This window comes from Aeromonas sp. OTU364 (assembly GCF_038440395.1).
Taxonomy (GTDB): domain Bacteria; phylum Pseudomonadota; class Gammaproteobacteria; order Enterobacterales; family Aeromonadaceae; genus Aeromonas.
On record NZ_JASATR010000014.1, the window covers coordinates 99,682 to 125,774 of the forward strand.

General features: G+C 63.3%; 19 protein-coding genes and 1 rRNA gene. 8 read left to right on the forward strand and 12 right to left on the reverse strand.

From position 1 onward, the window contains the following. Positions 1-122: 122 nt before the first annotated feature. Entirely contained in the window at positions 123-2,294 is a 2,172-nt protein-coding gene (gene uvrD / locus AAHB08_RS14590) for a DNA helicase II (RefSeq protein ID WP_342059310.1), read from the reverse strand. A 409-nt stretch (positions 2,295-2,703) separates the two neighbouring features. On the opposite strand from uvrD, the gene AAHB08_RS14595 reads away from it, so the two are divergent. From AAHB08_RS14595 to AAHB08_RS14610, 4 genes are all read left to right on the forward strand, one after another. Then, positions 2,704-3,702, forward strand: a complete 999-nt coding sequence (locus AAHB08_RS14595) for a BMP family lipoprotein (RefSeq protein ID WP_005326140.1) — start codon at positions 2,704-2,706, stop codon at positions 3,700-3,702. Between the two features lie 97 nt (positions 3,703-3,799). Beyond that, positions 3,800-5,377, forward strand: a complete 1,578-nt coding sequence (locus AAHB08_RS14600) for an ABC transporter ATP-binding protein (protein ID WP_342059311.1) — start codon at positions 3,800-3,802, stop codon at positions 5,375-5,377. 82 nt (positions 5,378-5,459) lie between these two features. Beyond that, positions 5,460-6,578 (forward strand): ABC transporter permease, encoded by a 1,119-nt coding sequence (locus tag AAHB08_RS14605; protein WP_202047911.1) that lies wholly within the window; start codon positions 5,460-5,462, stop codon positions 6,576-6,578. A gap of 2 nt (positions 6,579-6,580) precedes the next feature. Then, on the forward strand, positions 6,581-7,546 hold the full coding sequence (locus tag AAHB08_RS14610) for an ABC transporter permease (protein WP_025325295.1): 966 nt from the start codon (positions 6,581-6,583) through the stop codon (positions 7,544-7,546). A 76-nt stretch (positions 7,547-7,622) separates the two neighbouring features. Here the strand turns inward: AAHB08_RS14610 and AAHB08_RS14615 are convergent, their stop codons facing one another. Then, positions 7,623-8,804, reverse strand: a complete 1,182-nt coding sequence (locus tag AAHB08_RS14615; RefSeq protein ID WP_342059312.1) for a M28 family metallopeptidase — start codon at positions 8,802-8,804, stop codon at positions 7,623-7,625. Positions 8,805-9,213: 409 nt separating this feature from the next. Then, on the reverse strand, positions 9,214-10,119 hold the full coding sequence (locus AAHB08_RS14620) for a LysR substrate-binding domain-containing protein (protein ID WP_342059313.1): 906 nt from the start codon (positions 10,117-10,119) through the stop codon (positions 9,214-9,216). A 120-nt stretch (positions 10,120-10,239) separates the two neighbouring features. On the opposite strand from AAHB08_RS14620, the gene AAHB08_RS14625 reads away from it, so the two are divergent. The 3 genes from AAHB08_RS14625 (at position 10,240) to AAHB08_RS14635 (ending at position 12,843) form a co-directional block, all read left to right on the forward strand. Continuing rightward, positions 10,240-11,367 (forward strand): S-(hydroxymethyl)glutathione dehydrogenase/class III alcohol dehydrogenase, encoded by a 1,128-nt coding sequence (locus AAHB08_RS14625; RefSeq protein ID WP_342059314.1) that lies wholly within the window; start codon positions 10,240-10,242, stop codon positions 11,365-11,367. 51 nt (positions 11,368-11,418) lie between these two features. Continuing rightward, a complete protein-coding gene (fghA, locus tag AAHB08_RS14630) occupies positions 11,419-12,267 on the forward strand; it encodes an S-formylglutathione hydrolase (RefSeq protein WP_342059315.1) in 849 nt (282 codons plus the stop codon). Between the two features lie 69 nt (positions 12,268-12,336). Beyond that, a complete protein-coding gene (locus AAHB08_RS14635) occupies positions 12,337-12,843 on the forward strand; it encodes a DinB family protein (RefSeq protein ID WP_342059316.1) in 507 nt (168 codons plus the stop codon). Positions 12,844-12,919: 76 nt separating this feature from the next. Here the strand turns inward: AAHB08_RS14635 and AAHB08_RS14640 are convergent, their stop codons facing one another. Then, complete coding sequence (locus tag AAHB08_RS14640) at positions 12,920-13,642, reverse strand: head GIN domain-containing protein (protein WP_319912599.1); 723 nt, start codon at positions 13,640-13,642, stop codon at positions 12,920-12,922. 340 nt (positions 13,643-13,982) lie between these two features. On the opposite strand from AAHB08_RS14640, the gene ovoA reads away from it, so the two are divergent. Continuing rightward, positions 13,983-16,133, forward strand: coding sequence for a 5-histidylcysteine sulfoxide synthase (ovoA, locus tag AAHB08_RS14645; protein WP_342059317.1), 2,151 nt, complete (start codon positions 13,983-13,985; stop codon positions 16,131-16,133). A 57-nt stretch (positions 16,134-16,190) separates the two neighbouring features. Here ovoA and AAHB08_RS14650 read toward each other — a convergent pair whose 3' ends face one another. The 8 genes from AAHB08_RS14650 to rrf form a co-directional block, all read right to left on the reverse strand. Beyond that, positions 16,191-17,162 carry a bile acid:sodium symporter family protein gene (locus AAHB08_RS14650; RefSeq protein ID WP_342059318.1) on the reverse strand — a complete coding sequence of 324 codons (972 nt, stop codon included), beginning with the start codon at positions 17,160-17,162 and terminating at the stop codon, positions 16,191-16,193. A gap of 269 nt (positions 17,163-17,431) precedes the next feature. Then, positions 17,432-18,874, reverse strand: coding sequence for an amino acid permease (locus AAHB08_RS14655; protein WP_342059319.1), 1,443 nt, complete (start codon positions 18,872-18,874; stop codon positions 17,432-17,434). Between the two features lie 167 nt (positions 18,875-19,041). Beyond that, positions 19,042-19,380, reverse strand: a complete 339-nt coding sequence (locus AAHB08_RS14660; protein ID WP_342059320.1) for a tRNA-binding protein — start codon at positions 19,378-19,380, stop codon at positions 19,042-19,044. A gap of 62 nt (positions 19,381-19,442) precedes the next feature. Beyond that, positions 19,443-20,888 (reverse strand): amino acid permease, encoded by a 1,446-nt coding sequence (locus AAHB08_RS14665; protein ID WP_342059321.1) that lies wholly within the window; start codon positions 20,886-20,888, stop codon positions 19,443-19,445. 102 nt (positions 20,889-20,990) lie between these two features. Further along, positions 20,991-21,446: a beta-galactosidase subunit beta gene (locus AAHB08_RS14670; protein ID WP_342059322.1), complete on the reverse strand. Its 456-nt coding sequence runs from the start codon at positions 21,444-21,446 to the stop codon at positions 20,991-20,993. Next, positions 21,443-24,517: a beta-galactosidase subunit alpha gene (gene ebgA, locus AAHB08_RS14675; protein ID WP_342059323.1), complete on the reverse strand. Its 3,075-nt coding sequence runs from the start codon at positions 24,515-24,517 to the stop codon at positions 21,443-21,445. Before ebgA ends, AAHB08_RS14670 begins: the two co-directional genes overlap by 4 nt. A gap of 319 nt (positions 24,518-24,836) precedes the next feature. Further along, complete coding sequence (gene ebgR / locus AAHB08_RS14680) at positions 24,837-25,802, reverse strand: transcriptional regulator EbgR (RefSeq protein WP_202047897.1); 966 nt, start codon at positions 25,800-25,802, stop codon at positions 24,837-24,839. Positions 25,803-25,957: 155 nt separating this feature from the next. Then, positions 25,958-26,072 (reverse strand): 5S ribosomal RNA (gene rrf / locus AAHB08_RS14685). Between the last annotated feature and the right edge of the window lie 21 nt (positions 26,073-26,093).

Below are 26,093 nucleotides of genomic sequence, written 5' to 3' on the forward strand. Positions count from 1 at the left end.
AAGGGGGGAAGGGCTCAAAGACGATCTCGGGAGCAAGCTCCCCTCCCGCGATGGGAGAAGGAGGCAAAGGCTATCTCGGGGATGATCCCCTCTCCCGTTGGGAGAGGGTCAGGGTGAGGGGATTACAACGCTTCCAATCTGGCATACGCCGTCACCAGCCACTTGGCGCCGACGTCGTCGAACTGGATCTGCACCCGGCTCTGCTGGCCGACCCCTTCGAAGTTCAGCACTATGCCTTCCCCGAATTTTGGATGGAGCACCCGCTGGCCGAGCTTGATGCCGCTGGCGTCAAAGCTCTGCTGCACCTCGTTCTGGCTGAAGCGGCCGTACTGGGTGGGGCGGCTCACCTGGGTGCGCAGCCGGATCTCTTCCAGACACTCGGCGGGCATCTCGCGGATAAAGCGGCTCGGCTTGTGGAACATCTCGCGGCCGTAGATGCGGCGGCTCTCGGCATAACAGATGTAGAGCTTCTCCATGGCGCGGGTCATGCCCACGTAACAGAGGCGGCGCTCCTCTTCGAGCCGGCCCGACTCCTCGGTGGATTGCTGGCTGGGGAACATCCCCTCCTCCACGCCCACCAGCAGCACCAGAGGGAACTCCAGCCCCTTGGCGCTGTGCAGGGTCATCAGCTGCACCGCATCGGCGTATTCGTCCGCCTGATTCTCACCGGACTCCAGCGCCGCATGGGCGAGGAAGGCGGAGAGATCGCTCATCTCCTCCAGCTCGTCCGGGCGCTGGTACTGGCGGCAGGCGGTGACCAGTTCGTCCAGGTTCTCCACCCGCGCCTGGGATTTCTCGCCTTTTTCCGCCAGATACATGGCCTTGAGGCCGGAATTCTGGATGGCGATATCCGCCTGCTGGTGCAGGGGCAGCATGCCGACCTGTTCTTCCAGGGCATCGATGAGATCCACGAAGCCGCGCACCGCGTTACCGGCGCGACCGGTCAGCACCTTGTCGTTGAGCAGGGTCTTGGCCGACTGCCACAGGTTCTGGCCCTGATCCCGGGCGTTGTTGCGCAGTATCTCCAGGGTGCGATCACCGATGCCGCGGGTCGGGGTGTTGACGACCCGCTCGAAGCTGGCGTCGTCGCCACGGTTGTTGATGAGGCGCAGGTAGGCCATGGCGTCCTTGATTTCCTGGCGCTCGAAGAAGCGCAGGCCGCCGTAGATGCGATAGGGCATGGCGTCCTGCATCAGCGCCTCTTCCAGCACCCGGGACTGGGCGTTGGAGCGATAGAGGATGGCGCAGTCGGCGAGCAGGCCGCCCTTCTCCTTCCAGTCCTTGAGGCGGCCGACCACGAAGCGGGCCTCGTCCACCTCGTTGAAGGCGGCGTAGAGGGAAATGGGATCCCCCTCGGCCCCCTCGGTCCACAGCTCCTTGCCGAGCCGCTCGGCGTTGTTGGCGATGACGCTGTTGGCGGCTTTGAGGATGTTGGCGGTGGAGCGGTAGTTCTGCTCCAGACGGATGGTCTCGGCCCCCTGATAGTCGGTCAGGAAGCGCTGGATGTTCTCTATCTTGGCGCCGCGCCAGCCGTAGATGGACTGGTCATCGTCGCCGACTATCATCACCTTGCCGGACTCCCCTGCCAGCATCCGCAGCCAGGCGTACTGGATGCCGTTGGTGTCCTGGAACTCGTCCACCAGTATGTTCTGGAAGCGGTCGCGGTAGTGTTCGAGGATGTGGGGCTTGTTCAGCCACAGCTCGTGGGCGCGCAGCAACAGCTCGGCAAAGTCCACCAGCCCGGAGCGATCGCAGGTCTCCTGATAGGTCTTGTAGATCTGCTGATAGGTGCGGGTGACGGGGTCGCCGTAGAGGTCGATGTCGCCGGGGCGCAGGCCTTCGTCCTTCTTGCCGTTGATGTAGCCCATCACCGCGCGGGGGGCCCAGTGCTTCTCGTCGAGGTTGAGCGCCTTGAGCACCCGGCGAATGAGGCGGTACTGGTCGTCGGAGTCGAGGATCTGGAAATCCTGGGGCAGCCCCGCATCCAGATGGTGGGCCCGCAGCAGGCGGTGGGCGATGCCGTGGAAGGTGCCTATCCACATGCCGCGCACGCCGTCGCCTATCACCTTCTCGACCCGGCCGCGCATCTCGGCCGCCGCCTTGTTGGTGAAGGTCACGGCGATGATGGAGAAGGGTGAGCAACGCTCCACCTGCATCAGCCAGGCGATACGGTGCACCAGCACCCGGGTCTTGCCCGAGCCGGCGCCCGCCAGCACCAGCAGATTGCTGCGAGGGGCCGCCACCGCGTCTCTTTGCTTGTCGTTGAGCCCGTCGAGCAGGGTTGAAACGTCCATCACCACTCCTGTTTATTTATACAGGCGGGGATTATACGGCCTGAGCGGCCAGAGACCAAGTCGAGGTGCGGCGCCTGCGCGCCCCTGCCGAGAGAAGCGCTCTGGCCGCCGGATTTGGTGCCGATGGACACCTCTTTTTTCATCGCCGGAGGAAAACGCTTGCGTATAACCTCATGAATAGAAACACAAATGTCATTTGGCGCCTATTAATCGCAGCATTTAACTCTGCAAACAAACCTAAAAACAAACACTTATAAAGCAATTTGCTTATATTTCAAACCGTTAACGCAAACGTTTTTCCTCTATGATCCCCTTGACCCACAGGCTGGCTCACTTACAGTTAGCCAGCGTGCTTTATGACCTGCCAAGACAGGTTGTGGACCCTCACATAACAATCAAGGATACGATCGTGACTAAAGTGCTCAAGCTGGCCACCGTGGCCGCCCTCACCCTCGCTGCCCTTTCTGCCCAGGCAGCCTCCGAGCCCGCCGTCATCTATGACACCGCTGGCAAATTCGACAAGTCCTTCAACGAAGCCGTGTTCCGCAACGGCGTCGAAGTCTACAACAAGGACAAAGGCGTCAAGGTCAAGGAGTTCGAACCCCAGAACGAAGCCCAGCGCGAGCAGGGTCTGCGTCGTCTGGCCAGCCGTGGCAACGGTCCCATCGTCGCCGTCGGCTTCAACATGGGCTCCGCGGTAGAGAAGGTCGCCACCGAGTTCCCGAAAACCCAGTTCACCATCATCGACATGGTGGTCGACAAGCCGAACGTCCAGTCCCTCATCTTCAAGGAACATGAAGGCTCCTTCCTGGTGGGTGCCCTGGCAGCCATCGCCTCCAAGAGCGGCAAGGTCGGCTTCGTGGGCGGCATGGATATCCCGCTGATCCGCAAATTCCAGTGCGGCTACGAGCAGGGCGCCAAGTACATCAATCCGAAGATCGACGTGTACCAGAACATGACCGGCTCCACCCCGGCGGCCTTTGCTGACCCGGCCAAGGGTGCGGAGCTCGCCAAGTCCCAGTTCGCCAAGGGCGCCGACGTGGTCTATGCCGCCGCCGGCGGTACCGGCATCGGTGTCTATCAGGCTGCCAAGGATGAAGGCAAGCTGGCCATCGGCGTGGATTCCAACCAGAACCACCTGCAACCTGGCACCATGCTGACCTCCATGGTCAAGGATGTTGGCCTGGCCGCGTACAAGTCCTGGGATGACGCCGCCAAGGGCAGCTGGAAGCCGGGCATCCAGACCCTGGGTCTGGCGGAAGGCGGTGTTGACTGGGCGCTGGACGAAAACAACGCCAAGCTGATCACCCCGGAGATGAAGGCCAAGGTCGAGAGCATCAAGGCCGACATCATCGCCGGCAAGATCAAGGTGCACGACTACATGAGCGACAACTCCTGTAAGTACTGATACTGCGAGTACCGAGTCTCTGCTACGACTCTCAACCCAGACCGGCCCGCACGGGCCGGTTTTTAGTCTCTACTTCATGACCCGCAAGGACTGCATCATGGACCAGACAGATCGCTATGCCATCGAATTAAGAGGTATCGATAAGCGCTTTGGCGAGGTTTACGCCAACAAGCAGATCGACCTTCAGGTTCGTAAAGGCAGCATTCACGGCATCGTCGGCGAAAATGGCGCCGGCAAGTCGACCCTGATGAGCATCATCTACGGTTTCTACCACGCCGACAAAGGCGAGATGCTGATCGACGGCAACCCCTTCAAACCCCATGGCTCCCAAGATGCGATTGCCGCAGGGGTGGGCATGGTGCACCAGCACTTTATGCTGGTGAACAATTTTACTGTTTTAGAAAACGTGATCCTCGGCGCGGAAAACGGCTGGCACCTGGGCAAGAGCCTGGCTGCGGCCGAGAAACTGCTCGGCGAGCTGGCCAGGGACTATGGTCTCGAGGTGCCGCTGCACGAGAAAGTCGAGGATCTGCCGGTGGGCCTGCAACAGCGGGTCGAGATCCTCAAGGCGCTCTATCGCGGCGCCCGCATCCTGATCCTCGACGAACCCACCGGGGTGCTGACCCCGCAGGAGGCGGATCACCTGTTCGAGGTGCTGAAAAAGCTGCGGGATCAGGGCGCGACCATCATCCTCATCACCCACAAGCTGCGGGAGATCCTGGCCATCACGGATCAGGTCTCCATCATGCGCCGGGGGGAGATGGTGGCCCACGTCGCCACCAAGGACACCGACAAGGAGCAGCTCGCCGAGCTGATGGTGGGCCGCAAGGTGCGCCTCAAGGTCGACAAGGGCACCGCCCAGCCGGGCGAAGCCAAGCTCAAGGTCGATGGCCTCTCTTACGTCGATGACGCCGGGGTGGAGCGGGTCAAGTCCGTCAGCTTCGCGGTGCGCGCCGGGGAAGTGGTCGGCATCGCCGGGGTCTCCGGCAACGGCCAGTCCGAGCTGCTCAGCCTGCTCGGCGGCATCCTCAAGCCCAGCAAGGGCAGCTTCACCATCGCCGGAGCCCAGAACCACGAGGTGAGCCTGAGCCATCCGGCCGATCCGGAGCGGGTGCGCAACTTCGGCCTCGGCCACATCCCGGAAGACCGCCACAAGATGGGGCTCATCAATCGCTTCGAGGCGAAAGAGGCCTTCATCCTCGGTTATCACCGCCGCACCCAGTACAACAAGGGCTGGCTGCAGGACAAGGAGGCGATCCGTCAGGATTGCCAGGCCAAGATGGAGAAGTGGGACGTGCGCCCGCCGAGCCCGGAGCACAAGACCGCGAACTTCTCCGGCGGCAACCAGCAGAAGCTGGTGATCGCCCGGGAAGTGGAGCAGGACCCGGATGTGCTGCTGGTCGGCCAGCCGACCCGGGGCGTCGACATCGGCGCCATCGAGTACATCCACCAGCAGATCATCGCCATGCGCGACAAGGGCAAGGCGGTGCTGCTGGTGTCGGTGGAGCTCGACGAGATCATGAGCCTGTCCGACCGCATCCTGGTCATCGCCGACGGCCGCATCGTCGGCGAGCTGGACGGCGCCAGGGCGGATGAGCGCACCATAGGTCTGATGATGGCAAATATCGTTCCCGACGAGGTGGCGGCAAGCCAACCCGAAGGAGCCACATCATGAACCAGGTATCCTGCCGTGAAACATGGGGTCTGATGATGGTCAACACACCCGTGCCTGACGAGATTGCCAAGGAGGCCCACTGATGAGCCAAGTACGTATTCCTGCCTGGATCTCCGTGGGCGTGCTGCCCGCGGTCAACATCCTGCTGGCCTTCCTGGTGTCGGCCATCCTGTTCTACTACCTCGACATCAACCCGATCGATGCCGCCGAGATCATGTGGTACGGCGCCTTCGGCACCGGCGAGGGGATAGGCTTCACCCTCTACTACGCCACCGGCTTCATCTTCACCGGTCTGGCGGTGGCGGTGGCCTTCCACGCCGGCCTGTTCAACATCGGCGGTGAGGGGCAGGCCTATATCGGCGGCCTGGGGGTGGGGCTGGTCTGTCTGCTGCTCGGGGACGTGCTGCCGTTTGCGCTGCTGCTGCCGCTCGCCATCATAGCCGGTGGCCTGTTCGGTGCGGCTTGGGCCTTCATCCCGGCCTGGCTGCAAGCCAAGCGGGGCAGCCACATCGTCATCACCACCATCATGTTCAACTTCATCGCCGCCTCCCTGATGGCCTACCTGCTGGTCGACGTCTTCAAGCCGCCAGGATCCATGGCCACCGAGAGCAAGGTGTTCGCCGTGGCGAGCTGGCTGCCGAAGATGAGCGAGCTGGCCGCCGGTTTCGGTGTGGAGATGCCGAACAGCCCCCTCAACATCAGCTTCTTCTGGGCGCTGATCTGCGCGGCCCTGGTGTGGGTCTTCATCTGGCATACCCGCTGGGGCTACGAGATCCGCTCGGTGGGCGCCAGCCAGAGCGCCTCCGCCTATGCGGGCATCTCCTACCCCAAGGTGGTGATCCTGGCCATGGTGATCTCCGGCATGCTGGCGGGCTTCTTCGCCCTCAACGTGCTGCAGGGCGAGCTGCACCAGATCAAGCTCAACTTCGTGGAAGGCTTCGGCTTCACCGGCATAGCGGTGGCCCTGATGGGTCGCAACCACCCGGTCGGCGTCATCATCGCCAGCCTGCTGTTCGGCTTCCTCTATCAGGGTGGCGCCGAGCTCAGCTTCGAGTTCGGGGTGGATCGCAACATAGTGGTGGTGCTGCAGGGTCTGGTGATCCTGTTCTGCGGAGCCCTTGAGCACATGCTGCGTCCGCGCATCGAGCAGGCCTACCTGGCGTTTGCCAACCGCTCAACCGCACAAGTGAAGGGAGTCTGATCATGTTCGAAATGCTGATCCTGATGCTGGATGCGACCATACGTACCGCGCCGCCGCTTATTCTGGCTGCCATGGCGGGGATGTTTTGCGAGCGCTCCGGGGTGGTCAACATCGCCCTGGAGGGCAAGCTGCTGGCGGCGGCCTTCGCCAGTGCGGCCGCGGCCGCCGTCTCCGGCTCCGCCTGGATTGGGCTGGGTGCCGGGGTGGGTGTCTCCATCCTGTTCGCCCTGCTGCACGGCTTCGCCACCATCACCCACCGCGGGGATCAGGTGGTGAGCGGCATGGCCATCAACATACTGGCGGCCGGTCTGACCGTCACCCTGGGCCGCTACTGGTTCGATCAGGGGGGTCAGACCCCGGCGCTCTCCGGCGATGCCCGCTTCGCCCCCATCGACCTGCCCTTCGCCAAGGAGCTCTATGACGTCCCCGTCATCGGCCAGCTCTACAGCGAGCTGCTGAGCGGTCACTCCCTGCTGGAGTACGTGGCGTTTGCCGCCGTGCCCCTGGCCTGGTGGGTGCTGTTCCGCACCCGCTTCGGCCTGCGGCTGCGGGCGGTGGGCGAAGCCCCGGCGGCGGTGGATACCGCTGGTATCTCCGTGGTGCGGATGCGCTACACGGCGCTCATCATCGGCGGCCTGCTGGCGGGGATCGGGGGCACCTATCTGGCGGTGGCCCAGACCGCCCAGTTCATCCCCAACATGAGCGCGGGCAAGGGCTTCATGGCGCTGGCGGCCCTGGTGTTCGGCAAGTGGCGGCCCTGGAACGCCATGGCGGCCTGCCTGCTGTTCGGCTTCCTCGATGCGGTCGCCATCCGGTTGCAGGGGGTCAGCATAGGCGACTTCCCGATCCCGGTGCAGGCCATAGAGGCGCTGCCCTACATCTTGACGGTCTTCCTGCTGGCCGGCTTCATCGGCAAGGCGGTGGCCCCCAAGGCCCTTGGCACCCCCTACGTCAAGGAGCGGGAATAGCGCTTCGCCCATACCAAAAATGCAAGAAGGCCCACGAATGTGGGCCTTTTTTTGTGTGCTTCATCCCCCTGGCGCCTCAGTTTATCTTGCCCATCTCGATGGCGAAGCTGGTGGCCAGCTGGGCGAACTTGAGGGCGTGGGCGGCCGAGGGATCCGAGTTCTGCAAGGTGTCCTGGGCGGTGTGGATCTTGGGGTTGTAGTCGTTGAAGCGCGACTCGAACGGCATGGCGGTCGGGTAGCCCTGATTGTGCCAGGAGGCGTGATCCGAGCAGCCGTAACCGCAGCTGTCATAGCCGTAGCGGATCTGGGGCAGATAGGCGTCGAGCAGCTGGGCCAGATAGCCGGTCAGCCCCTGGTCGGTGTAGTCGGTCATGAAGACGATATCTTCCGCCGAGCCCTGGTAGTTGGTCATGTCCAGCTGCAGCGCCGCCAGCACCTTGGTGTTGGCCGCCTTGTAGCGGGTGGCGATGTCCTTGGAGCCGCGCAGCCCCACCTCTTCCGCCGCATAGCCGATGAACTGCAGGGTGCGCTCCGGCTGACGACCTTGCTCGGCGATGACCCGCAGCACCTCGGTCAGGGTGGCGATGCCGGAGGCATCGTCGTCGGCGCCCGGCGCCAGGGTACGGCTGTTGGGGGCCGATCCCGCGGTGGAGTCGAGGTGGCCGCCGAGCACCACCACTTCGTCCGGGTAGCGGCTGCCCTTGAGGGTCAGCACCACGGATTGCTGCGGATAGCCGCTGTGCTTGACCCGGCTGACGCTGGCCCAGGGCAGGGTCGCGCTCAGACTCTGCCACTGGCCGGCTACCCAGTCCGCCGACTGCACCCCTGTGGTGGTGGTGTAGTAGCGGTTGCGCCAGCTCGAGAGCTGGCTGATGGTGCCGACTATCTTGCCCTGATCCAGATGGGGCAGCAGCCGGTTGACGCTGGCCCCCTGGGTCAGCGGCGGGGCGCTGAACAGGTTCTGGCTGATGGGCTGGGCCATGCTCTGCAGGGCGTCGGCCAGGGTGCTGTGCACCACATAGCCGCCGCAGCGCTGATGCCCTTCGTGCATCAGGTGGGAGAGAGTGCCGAGTTCGCTCGCCTCGACCTGGGCCAGCTGGATGGGGGCGCCGCTGGCGCTGAACAGGGGGGCCAGCCTGGCCTTGACCTGCTTGAGTTCGACGCCGCTGTCGGCACCGACCGTGATCCAGACGGGGTCGGCGGCCTGTGCGGCGAGGGGCAGCAGGGGGAGCAGGAGGGCGGTCAACAAGGGTTTCATATCGGATCCTTCCAGATAGAGTGGCGGGCAAAAGTGCCAAATGGGTGTCATAAGACGACCGGTCCAGTCTAGCCAAGGAGGCTGACCGGCGATTTTGCCCATCTGGCGCGGCCGCCCCCCCGTCCGGTGGGGGCCGCTGCAGGATCTGCTGTCTACTGCGCCGGTATCATGGGAGCGGACGGAGCTTTGTGCTGGCGAGGGGGTTCCACAGGGCGTGCCCGCCGGACAGGACGATGACAGCCCAGGCTGGGGGGCTGACAAAGGGAGTCAAGCTGTGCCATGTCGGTGCGGATAGCCGAGGGTGCAGCCATGATGGCGCCCCTCACGGCGGTGGCCAGCCTCTGGACTGGCCTCCAATACCCAGTGAGGACAGCACCTTTTTTATGAGGTGCCTGTTGTCATCCGGGCGTCAGCCTATGGGGCGCACCAGCGCCGGCTGGGCGGGATCGCTGAGCCGCTCGGCGAGGTAGTCCACCAGCAGCCGCACCTTGGGGGAGAGGTGGCGGTTGTGGGGATAGAGGGCCCAGATCCCCTCCTCTGGCGCCCGCAGCTCCGGCAACAGCTCGACAAGCTCCCCCCGGGCCAGGTGGTCGCTCACGTAGTAGTCCGGCAGCTGGATGATGCCTATCCCCTTGAGCGCCGCGTCCAGCAGGGCGTGGCCGCTGTTGCACTGCAGCAGGCCGTGCACCCGCACGCTATGGGGGCGGCCGTCCAGGGTGAAGAACCAGTCGTCGCCGTTGCCCACCAGACAGTGGTGGCGGGAGAGCTCCGAGAGGCTGTTGGGCATGCCGTGGCGGGCGGTATAGGCCGGCGAGGCGCACACATAGGGCACCCGCTGGGCCAGCTTGCGAGCCACCAGGGTCGAGTCCTTGAGGTGGCCGAGCCGGATCGCCAGATCGTAGCCTTCATGCACCAGATCCAGCAGCTGGTTGGTGAGGTTGAGGGTCACCTCCAGCTGGGGGAAGCGCACCATGAAGTCGTTCACCAGGGGGGCGATGCGGCTCTCGCCATAGGAGACGGGGGCCGTGATCCGCAAAGACCCTTGCGGCACCGCCTGATGGCGCCCCAGTGCCAGCTCCGCCTCGTAGAGGTTGTCCAGCAGCTGGCGGCAGTGACGATAGTAGATCTCGCCGAGCTCGGTGAGCCGCACCTGACGGGTGGTGCGCAGCAGCAGCTTGGCCTGCAGCCTGTCTTCCAGCTGTGCCACCTGGCGGCTGACTTGCGCCACCGACACCCCCAGCTTGCGCGCCGCCGGGGTAAAGCCCCCCTGCTCCGCCACGCTGACAAATTCACAGATCCCTTCCCAGCCGAACATTATTACCTGTGTGTAAAAGTGATTTGATATTTAGCCTTATTATCACCAAATAGAAGGGAAACTACACTGCATACCTGAGTTCATTTCTGTTCACCTACCGCAACAAGAAGGATGTCATTCATGGCACAGGTTCAAAGCATCAAGTGTAAAGCCGCCATCGCCTGGGGACCGGGTCAGCCCCTCTCCATCGAAGAGGTCGAGGTCATGCCGCCCCAGGCCGGCGAGGTGCGGGTACGGATCGTCGCCACCGGCGTCTGCCACACCGATGCCTTCACCCTCTCGGGTGAAGATCCGGAAGGGGTCTTCCCCTGCATTCTGGGCCATGAGGGAGGCGGCATCGTCGAGTCCGTCGGCGAGGGCGTCACCAGCGTCAAGGTGGGAGATCACGTGATCCCGCTCTACACCCCCGAATGCGGCGAGTGCAAGTTCTGCAAGTCCGGCAAGACCAACCTGTGCCAGAAGATCCGCGCCACCCAGGGCAAGGGGCTGATGCCGGACGGCACCACCCGCTTCTCGAAAGACGGCCAGCCCATCTATCACTACATGGGCACCTCCACCTTCAGCGAATACACTGTGCTGCCGGAGATCTCCATCGCCAAGGTGGACCCGGCCGCCCCCCTGGAAGAGGTCTGCCTGCTGGGCTGCGGCGTCACCACCGGCATAGGTGCCGTGATGAACACCGCCAAAGTGAAGGAGGGTGAGAGCGTCGCCATCTTCGGGCTGGGGGGCATAGGCCTCTCCGCCATCATAGGCGCCCGCATGGCCAAGGCCGGCCGCATCATCGCCATCGACATCAACGAGAGCAAGTTCGAGCTTGCCCGCAAGCTGGGCGCCACCGACTGCATCAACCCGAACAAGTTCGACAAGCCCATCCAGGAGGTGATCGTCGAGATGACCGACGGCGGCGTCGACTTCTCCTTCGAGTGCATCGGCAACGTCAAGGTGATGCGCGCGGCGCTGGAGTGCTGCCACAAGGGCTGGGGCGAATCCGTCATCATAGGCGTGGCCGGCGCGGGCCAGGAGATCAGCACCCGCCCCTTCCAGCTGGTGACAGGCCGGGTCTGGCGCGGCAGCGCCTTCGGCGGGGTGCGCGGTCGCAGCGAACTGCCGAGCTATGTGCAGCGCTACATGCAGGGTGAGTTCAAGCTGGACGACTTCATCACCCACACCATGCCCCTCGAGCAGATCAACGAGGCGTTCGATCTGATGCACGAAGGCAAGAGCATCCGCACCGTCATCCACTACTGATCCCATGAGAGCCCCGCCCATAGATGCATGGGCGGGGCAAGGAGTCCTTCCATGAATCTGGACATCATCAGCAGCAACAAGAGCTTCGGCGGCTGGCACAAGCAGTATCGCCACCCCTCCACAGTGCTCGATTGCGAGATGCGCTTCGCCATCTATCTGCCACCCCAGGCCCTCACCGGCCAGAAGGTGCCCGTGCTCTACTGGCTCTCCGGCCTCACCTGCACCGACGAGAACTTCATGCAGAAGGCGGGTGCCCAGCGCATCGCCGCCGAGCTCGGCATCGCCCTGGTGGCACCGGACACCAGCCCCCGCGGCGAAGGGATACCGGACGACCCCGGTTACGATCTCGGCATGGGGGCCGGCTTCTATGTCAACGCCACCCAGCACCCCTGGCGGGCGCACTACCAGATGTATGACTACGTCAACCGGGAGCTGCCCGAGCTCATCGAGACCCACTTCCCGGTCTCGACCAGGCGCGCCATCAGCGGCCACTCCATGGGGGGCCACGGCGCCCTGATCGCCGCCCTGCGCGAACCCGGTCGCTACCGCTCGGTGTCGGCCTTCAGCCCCATCAGTCACCCGAGCCGCGCCCCCTGGGGCCAGAAGGCCCTCGGCGCCTACCTCGGCAACAACCCCTTGCTGTGGCAGGAGTGGGACGCCTGCCAGCTGCTGCGCCACCACGACAGCCAGCCCCTGCCGACCCGGGTGGACGTGGGGCTGGACGACCCCTTCCTGACGGAGCAGCTCGGCATAGACGCCCTGGCCGAGATCGCGACCGCCAAGGAGTGGCCCCTGGCGCTTCATCGCCATGCCGGCTATGACCACAGCTACTACTTCGTGGCAAGCTTCATCGAGGAGCACCTGCGCTTTCACGCCAGCCACCTCGGCGAACCGGCCTGAGGCTGACCCGCTCGCTCGTGGCCGCCCCTCACCCGCGGGCGGCCATAAACAGGGAACAGGGAGACAAGGATGACGATCTTCACCACGCTGCTGGCCATGCCGGACCAGTTCGCACGACTGCTGGCACAGGTGCCCGCCGACCAGCTGGACTGGGAGCCCGCCAACTGGGCCGGGATCCCCTCAGAGCGCTTCAGCGCCCGGGGGCACCTCTGCCACCTGCTGGACATTGAGACGCAAGGCTACCAGGTGCGCTTTCGCCGTACCCTGGCGGAGAGCCTGCCCGAACTGGCCTCCCTCGATGGCTATCAGCTGGCGCTGGACCATGATTACCCCCGGCAGGATCCTGCGGTGCAGCTCGACCGCTTTCGCACCGCCCGCCTGCAGACGGTGGCGTGGCTCAGGGCGCGGCCCTCCAGTGCCTGGCAGCGGCGCGCCCGCTATGGCGGCTATGGGGAGGTGACTCTGGACGGTCTGGTGCGCCTGCTCGCCAGCCACGACCACCAGCACCTCGCCGGCATGCAGTGGCTGCTGATGCGGCTCAATGCGGATCTGGAGCTCGCGCTGCCCCTCGAGTGAGAGAAAGCAGCGCAACCATGGATAACAAAACAGGCCCTGCATGGGCCTGTTATTTAGCTGTCATCGCGCCGGGTACTCAGCTTCCTGCCCGGGAGATGGCGCCGGACCCTGCGATCTCGCTCTCCAGCCTGGGGTTGCCCAGATAGCTGACCGAGCCGGAGCCGGCGATGCCGACCTTCAGCAACGCGCTGGCATTCACTGCCACGTCGCCACTGCCGGCGATATTGACCTCGACCTCCTCTCCTTTGAACTGGGCGCCCGACACGCCACCGGCACCGGCGATGTTGAGCTCCACTTCCCTGGCCGAGCCCTGCCCCAGATCCAGGCTGCCCGCACCGGCAATATTGCCCTCCAGTCGATCCAGTGCCAGCTGGCTGGCGACTATATCCCCCAGGCCGGCCACCGACAGTACCAGCTCGTCTCCCGAAAAACCGCTCAGATCGCCGCGAGCCAGGCCCGCCAGCGCCAGCTCATGGAGCTCGGGCAGGGTGATGGTGATCTCGATGGGCTCGGGGGGATCGAGCCGGTAGCCCTCCTTCACCTCTATCTCCAGCTTGTCCTCCTGCTCGGTCAGCTCCAGGTAGGGCAGCAGGTTCCCCTGCCCGCGGATCAAGATGCTCCTCTCTTCCCCCGCCACCAGATGGATATTGGCGGGCACCCCGGCCAGCACCCGGGTCACCTCCCGGCCCAGGGGGTGCTGCTGCTCCACCAGGGCCCCGGCCCCGCTCACCTTGACGTCATCCTGCCAGCTGCAACCACCCAGCCCCAGGGCCAGCACGGCTCCCATCATCCATTTCATCGCCACTCTCCTCGTTGTGTGTTGGCAAGTGCGACCCCTAGGTCCGCACAGCCTGGTGCAGGGGCAATTGCAAGCCACATGCCATAGAGCCAAGACTATGATTTTAAACTGAAAATCAGATTTCATCTTCACCACAGCCTTCATCTTGGAGAGCCATTCAGACCATATGTTGGTCAAACTCACCATGCCCGAACGGGGGGAGACAGCCCGCCGGCAGGGCCAGTCGCCGCCGGAGGAGCAAGTTTTTGGTTGCCGCCCCGGTCTGTTGAGCCAATAGTGATACCTTGTGCGTATAGAGCTCTCCACCGTGCATTTGTCACTGCCAACAAGGAGTCAGAGCGTGACCCAAGTCAGCTACCCATTCGCCAGCCCAGAGGGCCTGCCAGCCCCGACCCGCACCCCGCTGCTCGGCGGCGACGATCCCGAGCACAAGCGCCGCGAGCTGCTCGACTACTTCTGTCAGACCTTCGATCTCTACGACAGCCTGTTTGACTGCCTGGCCGACGAACGGGCCTGGTTCAACAAGGCGATCCCCCTGCGCCACCCCCTCATCTTCTACTACGGCCACACCGCCGCCTTCTTCGTCAACAAGCTGCTGGCGGCGCGTCTCATCGAGAGCCGTCTCGACCCCCGTATCGAGGCCATGGTGGCCATAGGGGTGGACGAGATGAGCTGGGACGATCTGGACGAGACCCACTACGACTGGCCCGCCGTCAGTGAACTGCGCGACTACCGTGGCCGCGTGCGCGCCCTGGTGTGTGATTTCATCGAGCGGATGCCGCTCGCACTGCCCATCGACTGGCAGAGTCCGGCCTGGGTCATCCTGATGGGGATAGAGCACGAGCGCATCCACCTGGAGACCTCCAGCGTGCTGATCCGCCAGCTGCCCCTGGCCTGGGTGCAGCCGCAGCCCCATTGGCCCGCCTGCACCCAGGCCCGCCACAGGCGCGACCAGGTGCCCGCCAACAGCCTGCTGCCGGTGGCCGGCGGTCGGGTGCGCCTCGGCAAGCAGGACGCCACCTACGGCTGGGACAACGAATATGGCGAGCGCCACATAGCGCTGGCCCCCTTCCAGGCCAGCCGCATGCTGGTGAGCAACGCCGAGTACCTGGCCTTCGTGCAGGCGGGCGGCTATGAGACCCGGGCCTGGTGGGACGACGAGGGCTGGGGCTGGTGCCAGTATGCCAGGGCGCGCATGCCCAGCTTCTGGGTCGGCGACCCCAGCGAGCCCGAGCAACTGCAACTGCGGCTGATGACGGAGCAGGTCCCCCTGCCCTGGGACTGGCCGGTGGAGGTGAACCAGCTGGAGGCCGCCGCCTTCTGCCGCTGGAAGGCGGATCAGACCGGCCTGCCCATCCAGCTGCCGAGCGAGGGGGAGTGGGCGCTGCTGCGCGAGCAGGTGCCCGGGGATCAGCCGGACTGGCTGGCGGCCCCCGGCAACATCAACCTGGCGCGCTTCGCCTCCTCCTGCCCGGTGGATGCCTGCCCCCAGGGCGACTTCTACGATCTGGTGGGCAACGTCTGGCAGTGGACCAGCACCGCCATCGACGGCTTCGAGGGGTTCAAGGTGCACCCCCTCTACGACGACTTCTCCACCCCCACCTTCGATGGCAAGCACAGCATCATCAAGGGCGGCAGCTGGATCAGCACAGGCAACGAGGCGCTCAGGTCCTCCCGCTACGCCTTCCGCCGCCACTTCTTCCAGCATGCGGGCTTCCGCTATCTGGTCTCACGCTATCAGGAAGCCATCACAGTGAATCCTTATGAAACCGACGCCCTGGTGGCGCAATACCTCGACTTCCAGTACGGCCCGACCCACTTCGGGGTGGCCAACTACGCCCAGACCCTGGCCAGCCTCGCCAGCGAGCTGTGCAGCCGCCATGAGCGGGCGCTTGACATCGGCTGCGCCACCGGCCGCGCCAGCTTCGAGCTGGCCCGCCACTTCCAGCATGTGGACGGGGTGGACTACTCGGCCCGCTTCATCGACGTGGCGCTGGCGCTGGCCAGCCAGGACAGCTTCCGCTATGCCCTGCCCCTGGAGGGGGATCTGGTGGAGTATTGCGAGGCGCGCCTCTCCCGCCATGATCTGGGCCGCGAGCAGAGCGATCGGGTCCACTTCAGCCAGGGGGATGCCTGCAACCTCAAGCCCAGGTACGAGCACTACGATCTGGTGCTCGCCTCCAACCTGATCGACCGGCTGCGGGAGCCCGCCCGCTTCCTGCGGGACATAGCTCCGCGCCTTCGCAGCGGCGGCCTGCTGGTGCTCACCAGCCCCTACACCTGGCTGACCGACTACACCCCCAAGGCGAACTGGCTCGGCGGCATCCGGGAGAACGGCGAGGCCCTCTCCACCCATCAGGCGCTGCAACGGCTGCTGGCGGCGGAGTTCGAGGAGCTGTGCCCGCCGAGAGACGTGCCCTTCGTCATCCGCGAGACCGCCCGCAAGCACCAGCATACGGTGGCCCAGCTCACCGTCTGGCGCAAACGCTGAGGGAGCGGCAAACGAGAGAGGGAGGCCAGTGGCCTCCCTCTCTTTTATCCGGGCATCCTACCCCTCCTGAGCCTGGGGCAGGGCCTCCTGCTCGCGGTAGCGGCGGGCCAGCACGGCGCACACCATCAGCTGGATCTGGTGGAAGATCATCAGCGGCAAGACCATGACGCCGACGCTGGCGGCGGGGAACATGACGTTGGCCATGGGCACCCCATTGGCCAGGCTCTTCTTGGAGCCGCAGAAGACGATGGTGATCTCGTCCGCCCTGTCAAACCCGAGGCGGCGGCTGATCCAGACGTTCCAAGCCAGCACCAACGCCAGCAGCACGCAGCTCAGCAACACTATGCTGGCGAGATCGTACCAACCGACCTGATGCCAGATCCCCTGCACCACGGCCTCGCTGAAGGCCACATAGACCACCAGCAGGATGGAGCTCTGATCCAGCTTGCCGATGAGCGGCCGGTGGCTGTCGACCCAGCGGCCGATGAGCGGCCGCGACAGATGGCCCACAACGAAGGGCAGCATCAGCTGCACCATGATGGCCTGGATGGAGTGCCAGGTGTCGACCCCCTCCCCCTGCACCTGGATCATCAGCCCCACCAGCACCGGCGAAAGGAAGATGCCGAGGATGCTGGAGGCCGAGGCGCTGCACACCGCCGCCGACACATTGCCCCCCGCCATGGAGGTGAAGGCGATGGCCGATTGCACCGTGGCGGGCAAGGCGCACAGGTAGAGGAAGCCGAGGTAGATGGCCGGGCTCAGCCACTGGGGCACCAGCGGCGTGAGCAAGAGCCCCAGCAGCGGAAACAGCAGGAAGGTGCTGGCCATCACCACCAGGTGCAGCCGCCAGTGGCCCAGGCCCGCCAGCAGGTTCTGGCGCGACAGCTTGGCGCCATGCATGAAGAAGAGCAGCGCCACCGCCAGCTTGGTCAGCAGCGCGAACCAGACGGCCACCTGGCCCTCGCAGGGGAAGAAGGAGGCCAGGGCCACCACGGCAATCAATACAGAGGTAAAGGGATCCAGACGCACGGGGAGTCTCCAGGGAAAGCGCGTCCCGCACCGTATGGGGACGACGAGGCACTCGAGGGCCATCCTCAGACGGCGACCCTCGACACGAAACCCCAGCTTACCCCGAACACAGGGTGGCGCAAAGTTGAGCGGCGTATCCAAGCATTCAGTGAAATTAAACGAGTGGGATTTTAGCGCTTTAAAACTGAACACCCAGGGGGGCCACGGCGGGCCGCAGAGACAAAAAAACGGGTGGCCAGAGGCCACCCGCGCTGCACCGCAGTCGATGCTCAGCTCTGCCGGGCCAGGGCGTCGCCCCCCGCCTTGCCCCCGGCGGCCAGCTTGCGGGCCTGACGCTTCTCGAAGCGGGAGATCCACCAGTAGGCCAGCGCCGAGAAGACCGCGGTCATAAAGACGTTGATGAAGAAGGCACGCACCAGATCCACCCCGGACGGGAAGGCGGAGGCGCTCATGCTCACCACGAAGATGGTGATCAGCACAGAGACCACCGCCATGCCGAAGGTGCGCGACCCCATGCGGAATTCGCGGGGGGTGTCGTCATGTTTCCAGCGGAACACGAAGTAGGCCACCATGATGAAGATGGGCGGCAGCATGGCGGTTCCGGCGGTCAGGTTGATGGCGGTGTTCATCATCTGCTGCACCGACTCGGAGCCGAAGCCGTTGACCACCAGCATCACGAACACGAAGGCAAACTGCCACCAGGCGGCGCGCACCGGCACCCCGTGCTGGTTGAGCCGGGTGGTCTTGTCGCCGTAGACACCCTGGGGGATCTCGGAGAAGTGGATCTTCACCGGCGCCGAGGTCCACATCATCATGGAGCCGAACATGGCGATGAACAGCACCACCCCGACCGCGCGGCCCACCAGCGTCTCGGAAAGCCCGAAGTACTGCGCCATGCCGGTGAAGATCTCCACCATGCCGCCGGCATAGGTGAGGCTCTCGCGCGGCACGAAGACGTTCACCAGCAGGGAACCCAGCGCATACATGGCGCCGATGACCACACCGGCGATGATGATCACCTTGATAAAGGACTTCTGGCCGCCCTTCACGTCGTTGAGATAGGCCGCCGCGGTTTCGGCACCGCCCGCCGCCTGGAAGATCCAGCACATGATGCCCAGCGTCGCCCAGTTGACGGTGGGGGTCATGGCCTCCAGGGTGATGGGCTGGGCCGCCACATGGTCACCGCCGAGGGCCATCAGGGCACCCAACACATAGATGGCGAACAGGGCGAAGACGCCGTAGGCCACCAGTTCGGCAATCTTGCCGAGCCAGCTCGCCCCCTTGGTGGAGATATGGGTTGCCGCCGCGAACAGCACGATGGAGATGATCGAGGTGACGGTCGGCGAGAAACTGTACTCATAGCCCAGCATGGCGTAGGAGGCGTAGGCGATGACGTTGGGCAGCAGGGAGACGAACCAGAACAGGTTCACGAACCAGTAGAGGAAGGAGCCCAGATAGGCCATCCGGGTGCCGAGCGGTTTCTTCAGCCAGTCGTACATCCCCGATTCGGAGTTTTTGTTAGCCGAGACGAACTCCGCAATGATGAAGACGAAGGGGATGAAGTAGACGAGGGTCGCCAGCAGGAAGATGGGGGCGGAGCTGAGCCCCAGCTCGATGTTGTTGTTGACTATGTTGCGCACGTTGAACACGGCGGCAAAGGTCATCGACAACAGGGCAAACTTGCCTATGGTGCCGCGTACGGATTCAGACATGGTGTCCTCCAATGGACTCGCGCTCCCTGCGGGCAACGCTGTGACTCTGTGATGTGTTTGGCAAGGGTCTGTCGGCCCCGCGCTTTACTCTCTTGTTATGATCGGGCCGTTTGGACGGCCTCCTTGGTGAACCGGTGCAATCTCCCCGCACCGGCTCGCAATATCGTTCAGACGATGGGGGTGCCCGGCGCCATCGGCACCCGGGGTTGCAGCAGCACGCTCCGGCTCTCGTCTGGAGTCTCGGCGCAGAGCAACATGCACTCGGAGCGCTCGCCGCGCATCCTGGTCGGCTTCAAGTTGGTCAGCACCACCACCTCGCTGCCCAGCAGCTCATCTTCGCGGTAATGGGGCACCAGACTGGTGACGGTCTGCAGCGGCCGCTCGCCACCCACGTCGATCTGGACGATGTAGAGTTTGTCGGCACCGGGGTGGCGCACCACCTCCAGCACCTTGCCCACCTTCATCTCGACCCGTTTGAATTCGGCAAACTCGATCGTCTCGCTCATGCTCTTCTCCTTTTCTGGTTCAAGGGTTTGCGGGTGGCCAACGGCCACCCGGCTTGATGGGGTCATGACGGCTGGATGACCGCCTGCGCCGCCGGCTGGGCCTCTTTCGCGCGCGCTTCGGCGCTCAGGGAGGCTTCGTAGCGGTTGTACTTCCACCAGGCGAAGCCGAGGAAAATCACGATCCCGCCGACGTTGTAGAAGATGATGGTCATGATGTCGGCGCCGGTCGGGAAGGTGGAGGCGAGGAAGCCCACCGAGAAGATGGCGATCAGCACCGAGACCACGGCGATCCCCGTGGTGCGCGAACCCATCTTGAAATCCCGTGGCAAGTGGTCGAGCTTCAGGCGCAGATTGAGGTAGGCCAGCATGATGAACAGCGGCGGCAGCATGGAGGCGGCGGCGGTCATGTTGATGACGGTGTTCATCAGATCCTGCGCGGTATTGGAGCCCAGAGTCGGGATCACCATCAGCGGCAGCACGATGAGGTACTGGATCCAGGCCGCACGGGCAGGCACGCCGTTCTCGTTCAGCTCGACGGTCTTCTTGCCGAAGATGCCAGCCGGGATCTCGGAGAAGAAGATCTTCACCGGGGTCGCCGTCCACATCAGCAGGGAGCCGAACATGGCGGTGAAGGAGACCAGCCCGACGAAGCGGTTCATCAGCACGGTGGGCAGACCGAAATGGGCCGCCAGTCCCTCGAACACCTGCACCGAGCCACCGGTAAATTTCAGGGTGTCGCTATGGACAAACACGTTGATCAGCAGGGAGGCGATGGAGTAGAGCACACCGATGAAGAGCCCGGCGACGATGATCACTTTCACGAAGGACTTGGAGCCGCCTTTCACGTCATTGACGTAGACCGCCACCGACTCGGCGCCACCGGCCGCCATAAAGATCCAGGTGGTGATACCGAGGAAAGCCCAGCTGAAATCGGGGACCATGGCCTCTACCGTGATGGGGTCAGCCGGTTGTACACCACCGACTAAGGCCACACCTGCCAGCAGAATGTAGGAGAGGGTCAGCAGCAGCATCAGGGACGAGGTCACCGAGGTGATGGGGCCAAGCAGCTTGGCGCCATTGGTGGAGACATAGGTGGCAAAGGCAAACAGCACCATGCTTAAGAAAGTGGTCGCCAGCGGGGTGAAAATGTATTCGTAGCCGAGGAAGGCATAGGAGGCGTAGGCGATGACCCGCGGCAGCAAGGAGGTGAAGAAGAACAGGTTCACGAACCAGTAGGTGTAGGCGGAGATAAAGGCCCAGCGCCCGCCGAGGGAGCTCTTTACCCAGGCATACACCCCCGCTTCGGAGTTCTTGTTCAGTGACACGAACTCCGCAATGATCAGGCAGAACGGAATGAAGTAAAAAAGGGTGGCCAGAAAGAACATGGGGGCCGAGGCCAGACCGATCTCGATGTTGTTGTTGATGACGTTGTTGAAGCTGAATACCGCCGCGAAGGTGAGCGACAGCAGACCAAACTTGCCTATCGTATTCCGTTTGGAATCAGACATGGTGCATCTCCAGACCTGTAGTTATTGCAGCGAAAGAGCGGGGCATGGGTTGTAGGGTGAGCCCCGCCCTTCCGGCTTTGTCAGTGCAGAACCAGCGGCTTGTTATTTGTTTTTGAAGTAGCCGCCTTCGACGGTGACCTTGATGATCACCTTGCGCACCGGCCCGTCGCCGACGAACCGGTAAGCCTCGTCGTTCTCGAAGATCACCACCTGACCGTTGCCCACCTGCTGGCGCTCACGCACCTCGCCAGCCAGCCACTCGCGATCAGTGGTGTCGTCATAGCCCTGCTCGACCCGCAGCTCGCTCTTGGCTGCCCACTCCACCGTCTCTTCCCCTTCCAGGTAGTAGTGGATGTCGAAGTAGCGGCGCTGCCCCTCGAACAGTGAGGTGTCCGGGCTGGCCCCCTCCTGCAAGCGGTAGGTGAGGGAGTCGCCGATGGAGTGGCAGATGCCGGGCTTGAGGTTGGCCAGGTTGTCGATGGCCTCCACGCAGCGGCCCCACTTCTTGCCCTCCCGGTAGATGTTTTTGAACAGGGCCAGGTTGTCCAGGGTGATCATGCGAGGTTCCTCCCGCCGTTGATGGTGAGATCGAGCCCGGCCAGCGCAGCCGGATTGAGGTTGCCACGGGCGATGGGCAGCAGGGTCAGGCCGAAGCTGAACGGCTCGAAGCGCACCCGCCAGGAGTCCAGCACCTCGGAGCCCCAGGAGTTGGAACCGAGCCCCAGCACCTTGTGATCCAGATTGAGGGTGAGATAACCACAGGGCTCCAGCTCATTGATGTGCTGCGCCCCGTGGATATGCTCCCAGCTGTAGGGCCAGACGCTCAGGTTGATGGGGGCATCGGGCCGCACGTAGAGACCGGCGCCGTGGCGGTTGCTCAGAGTCGCCCAGCGCACCTGCTGACGGTTGCCGTTGTCCTGCGGGAAGGGGTAGTGCTCCCACATCTCGCCCACTGTGCTCTGGAAGCTGTCGATCCAGTTGCTCTGGCGGCTGTCCTGGTAGTTCTCGCCCGGCCCCATGCCGAAGAAGTGCACCCGATCGAGATCCTGGCGAATGCCCAGCTCGAAGCCGATCTTGGGAATGATGTCGTCATAGCCACCGTAGGGCTGGCCGGACAGCGCAACGTGCAGCTGACCGTTCGGGCTCAGGGTGTAGACGTAGCGGCAGCGCATGCCGAAGTCGAACACCGGCGGCGCAATCAGGCTCTCCACCGTCACCTCGACCGCCTCACCCAGCTGACGCCAGCTTAAGCCACGGAAGTGCTCCTGCATGATCTGCAGGTGGTTCGGGTGCCAAAGGCTCTCGTACTCCTGCTTGTGGTTGTCGATCATCGGCTTGAAGAAGGTGAGACGCGGCGCCCGCTCGATAAGCTCGATACCATCCTGCTGCCAGCTCACCAGCTTGCCGTCGAGGCGCGAGAAGCACAGAGCAAAGCCGCTGCCGCTCAAGGTCAGCGCAAGGCGCTCGTCGGCAATCTGCAACGCCGTGGCATTGGGATTAGCAAAGGGCTGCAGCTGGCGAGTCGATGACTTGAGCTGGAACTGGTACTGGCCCAGCTCGTGATCCGCCGGGCTGTAGCGGGTGGCGGTGGCCTTGATGACCCGCAGCTGGACGAAGGTCTCCCGCCCATCGAGAGCGGGCAGCTCGAGTTGCAGCTCGGTATTGGCACCGGGAGCCACCCCTTCCAGCCGGATTTGCTGGCTGGCCAGCAGCTCGCCTTCTGCCTTCACTTCGACCAGCAGGCGGATGTCGTCGAGATTGGAGAACCAGTAGCGGTTTTCCACCGCCAGCTTGCCGCTCGCCAGGTCCAGCGCCCGCACCTTGACCGGGCAGATCACCTGCTTGTATTCGCGCAGGCCCGGCCCCGGGGTCTGATCCGGATAGATGAGGCCATCCATGCAGAAGTTGTAGTTGTTGGGATAGTCGCCGTAGTCGCCGCCGTACTTGTAGACGGGGCGGCCCTGCTCGTCCTGATCCAGAATGCCGTGATCGCACCACTCCCAGATGTAGTGGCCCTGAATGTGGGGATGGCGGTCGAACACCTGCTGGTATTCGCTCAGGCCACCCGGGCCGTTACCCATGGCGTGGGCGTATTCGCAGAGGATGCGCGGCTTCTCCATCGGGAACTCGCCGAAGCAGTTCATCTGGGAGACGCGCGAATACATGGTGCTCACCACATCCACCACCTCGGCATCGCGATCCTCTTCGTAGTGCACCAGCCGGGTCGGGTCTATCCCCTTGCAGCGCTGGTACATGGCTCTGATGTTGCAGCCGTAGCCGGACTCGTTGCCGAGCGACCAGATGATGATGGAGGGGTGGTTCTTCTGGGCATGCACGTGGCGCTCGATGCGATCCACGAACACCGGCTCCCAGAAGGGGTCGTCGGTGATGCGGCTGAGATCGCCAACGTTGGCAAAACCGTGGGTCTCGACGTCGGTCTCCGCCATCACGAACAGACCGTACTGGTCACACAGCTCATAGAAGCGCGGGTCGTTCGGGTAGTGGGCGGTGCGCACCGAGTTGAGGTTGTGCTGCTTCATCAACACGATATCGCGTTCAACACGGTCCATGCCGACGGCGCGGCTCTTGAGGTGGTCGTTGTCGTGACGGTTCACCCCGTGCAGCTTGAGGTAGTGGCCGTTGACATGGAAGAGGCCATCCTTGACCTTGATTTCACGCACCCCGACCCGCTGCGGGATCACTTCCAGCAGCTCGCCCTGACCGTTGTAGAGGGAGAGTTGCAGCTGATAGAGGTAAGGATCTTCGGCGCTCCACAGATGGGGGTTGGCCAGATCCAGCGTGAAGCGGCAGTCGAGCTTGCCGTCGATGGCGAGATGATCGAGCGAGCCGCTGGCGATCTCGCAGCCCTGATCGAGCAGCGACCAGACCAGACGGTGATCAGGGGCAGCCGCCCCCAGACTTTCCAGCTGGATGTCGCAGCTCAGGGTGGCGCTCTGGTTATCGTCCGCCAGCTCCGTGCGGACGAAGAAGTCCTGCACATGGGCGGCCGGTTTGCCCACCAGATAGACGTCGCGGAAGATCCCCGCCATCCACCACATGTCCTGATCTTCGATATAGGTGGAGTCGGCCCACTGCATCACCCGCACCGACAGCAGGTTCTCGCCAACCTTGGCATGGGCACTGATATCGAACTCGGCGGTGAGGCGACTGCCTTTGCTGAAGCCAACGTAGTGGCCGTTCACATAGACCTCGAAGTAGGTCTCCACCCCGTCAAACTTGATGATCACCTGCTCGCCGTCCCAGGCCGGGCTCAGCGTGAAGCTGCGCTGATAGGCGCCGGTGGGGTTGTTGCTTGGCACGAAGGGCACATCGATGGGGAAGGGAAAGCCTTCGTCGGTGTACTGCACCTGGCCATGCCCTTCCATCTGCCACATGTTGGGCACGGTGATCTGGCCCCACTCGCGCATGGGGCTGTGATAGAAGGCCTCCGGCACCTGCAGGGGGTGGTCGAAGTAGTGGAACTGCCACTGACCGCTTAGGCTCAAAAAACGGCGGCTCAGCTCGCGCTGCATGGTGGCCGCCAGCCCGTGGTCGGCATAAGAGAAGAAGTAGGCGCGCGGAGCCAGCCTGTTTTCACCAACGAATTGGACGTTTTCCCAGTTATTCACATGTCCTCCCGGAACAAGGCAACGTTAACTGGGTAAACTTTAGATAAACATTTACTAAATATCAGTTTTGTATCGGTAAAGTTTTAACCTGATCACAATGGCTGGATGGTTTTGTGAGCGAGATCAGAAGCGGAGGATAAAAGGAGGTAAAGCAGGCGAGATGGCATGGATGTTGATAAATGCAGGCAAGTAATGGCTAAAACCACAGTAAAACAATGCATTATGAATTTATCAGGAGATGAATTGGAGAGGATGATGAAGGGAAAGAGTCGCACCACCGCGAGATGGCGCAACTAAAACAGGCTTTATTTTACTAAAATCAGCGCGTGGTGCCACGCAGAGTCAGGCGGCTCGGCACCAGCACCCGAAGCGGAATTTCACGCTCGTCACGCAGCCGTTCGACCAGCAGATTGACCCCCTGGGAGCCCATCAACTCGGAGTGGATCCGCACCGTGGAGAGTGGCGGGAAGGTGAACTTGGCGGTCGGAATATCGTTGACGCTAATCAGCTCGATCTGCTGGGGAATGGCCAGTCCCTTCTCGTGGATGGCTCTCAGCACGCCGATGGCGATGGAGTCTGAAGCGACGAACAGCGCCTTGGGCCAGTCCCCTGCCAGCATCTCTTTTGCCAGCCGGTAGCCGGAAGCGCTGGAGAAGTCCCCGCGATAGAGATCGCTCTCCTGCACCACCCCCAGCCGCTGACCGTAGTCGAGGAAAGCCAGTTCACGGAGATCCGGTGCCTCATCCTGACCCCCTATATAGCCGATGCGGCCATGCCCCTGGGCGATAAAGAAGTCCACCACCTGCTGGCTGATGAGCGCCAGATCCACGTCCACGGAGTCAAATTCCCCCTGGGAGCGGCAATCCACGAACACCAGCTGGGCAGAGAGAGAGTGGAGCGCTGCCAGGCGCTCCTCGGGCAGGTGGCCGATGACCAGGATGCCGTCGACGGCGGAGAGCTCACGCCCCTCGGCGCCGTTGTAGAAATGGGTCAGCTCTATGTTGAAGCGGGCGCACTGGGTCTCTATGCCATAGCGAATGGCGAGATAGTAGGGGTCATTGACCTCTGTGCTCTGCGGGTAGGCATAGACCGCCAGAAAGTGCAGCTTGCTCTTGTGTACCCCCTTGCGGGCGCTGCTGGTCTTGTACTCCAGCCGCTCGGCAATCTCGAAGATCTTCTGCCTGGTCTCTTCCTTGACGCTCAGCGTCGGATCTTCATTGAGCACCCGCGACACAGTGGCTTGGGACACCCCCGCCTCCTGTGCAATTTCCTTCAACGTGGCCATGCATACTCCTCTGGCGATGACTCCCGACAATACCTGACCAAGAGTAACGGGCAAGCCGCTGACAGCCCAGCATTTTTACTAAAAGAAGCAGACCTGCATCGAAAAAATCCCAAAGCAAAAAGGCCTCCCGAATGGGAGGCCTCTTCTAAATAGGTGCCTGACAGTGTCCTACTCTCGCATGGCGAATGCCACACTACCATCGGCGCTACCGCGTTTCACTTCTGAGTTCGGCATGGGATCAGGTGGTTCCACGGCGCTATTGCCGTCAGGCAAAAGCTGTATTACTTAATA

What these genes read in the sequence shown, in the direction of transcription:
- uvrD (WP_342059310.1), bottom strand. Translation starts at nt 2,294, where the DNA reads ATGGACGTTTCAACCCTGCTCGACGGGCTCAACGACAAGCAAAGAGAC.
- AAHB08_RS14600 (WP_342059311.1), top strand. Translation starts at nt 3,800, where the DNA reads ATGGACCAGACAGATCGCTATGCCATCGAATTAAGAGGTATCGATAAG.
- AAHB08_RS14605 (WP_202047911.1), top strand. Translation starts at nt 5,460, where the DNA reads ATGAGCCAAGTACGTATTCCTGCCTGGATCTCCGTGGGCGTGCTGCCC.
- AAHB08_RS14610 (WP_025325295.1), top strand. Translation starts at nt 6,581, where the DNA reads ATGTTCGAAATGCTGATCCTGATGCTGGATGCGACCATACGTACCGCG.
- AAHB08_RS14615 (WP_342059312.1), bottom strand. Translation starts at nt 8,804, where the DNA reads ATGAAACCCTTGTTGACCGCCCTCCTGCTCCCCCTGCTGCCCCTCGCC.
- AAHB08_RS14620 (WP_342059313.1), bottom strand. Translation starts at nt 10,119, where the DNA reads ATGTTCGGCTGGGAAGGGATCTGTGAATTTGTCAGCGTGGCGGAGCAG.
- AAHB08_RS14625 (WP_342059314.1), top strand. Translation starts at nt 10,240, where the DNA reads ATGGCACAGGTTCAAAGCATCAAGTGTAAAGCCGCCATCGCCTGGGGA.
- fghA (WP_342059315.1), top strand. Translation starts at nt 11,419, where the DNA reads ATGAATCTGGACATCATCAGCAGCAACAAGAGCTTCGGCGGCTGGCAC.
- AAHB08_RS14635 (WP_342059316.1), top strand. Translation starts at nt 12,337, where the DNA reads ATGACGATCTTCACCACGCTGCTGGCCATGCCGGACCAGTTCGCACGA.
- AAHB08_RS14640 (WP_319912599.1), bottom strand. Translation starts at nt 13,642, where the DNA reads ATGAAATGGATGATGGGAGCCGTGCTGGCCCTGGGGCTGGGTGGTTGC.
- AAHB08_RS14655 (WP_342059319.1), bottom strand. Translation starts at nt 18,874, where the DNA reads ATGTCTGAATCCGTACGCGGCACCATAGGCAAGTTTGCCCTGTTGTCG.
- AAHB08_RS14660 (WP_342059320.1), bottom strand. Translation starts at nt 19,380, where the DNA reads ATGAGCGAGACGATCGAGTTTGCCGAATTCAAACGGGTCGAGATGAAG.
- AAHB08_RS14665 (WP_342059321.1), bottom strand. Translation starts at nt 20,888, where the DNA reads ATGTCTGATTCCAAACGGAATACGATAGGCAAGTTTGGTCTGCTGTCG.
- AAHB08_RS14670 (WP_342059322.1), bottom strand. Translation starts at nt 21,446, where the DNA reads ATGATCACCCTGGACAACCTGGCCCTGTTCAAAAACATCTACCGGGAG.
- ebgR (WP_202047897.1), bottom strand. Translation starts at nt 25,802, where the DNA reads ATGGCCACGTTGAAGGAAATTGCACAGGAGGCGGGGGTGTCCCAAGCC.